The sequence below is a fragment of the Methylobacterium sp. AC832 genome (assembly GCF_979256025.1).
Window position 1 is genome coordinate 1 of the sequence record NZ_CEEDMV010000050.1, and the last position, 266, is coordinate 266.

At 65.4% G+C, this 266-nt stretch carries 1 protein-coding gene; it reads right to left on the bottom strand.

The window, feature by feature from the left end:
• Positions 1-266: hypothetical protein (locus AC0IXR_RS25080; RefSeq protein ID WP_471762600.1), on the bottom strand; the 266-nt coding region annotated here is incomplete at both ends.

A 266-nucleotide genomic window follows, 5' to 3' on the forward strand; every position in this document is an offset into this window, starting at 1 on the left:
GAATCGAGGAAGCTCAGAAGGTCCGACAGGGCGATGTCGACCGCTCGCAGGCTCCTCATGATGTTATAGGCCGCCGCTTCGGTCTCGGATGTCACCGTAGCGGTGTCACGCGAGGCCCGCGCGAAGAGCTGATCGTAGACGCCGAAATGCTGCGTCAAGGCATGGGTGAATGGCGGAGGCTCGGTGCCGGACGGCACTTCCGGCTCCTCCTCACCCGCCTTCGCCTCAGCCTGCTCATGGACGTCGTCGTCCGCGGCAGGGGCGGA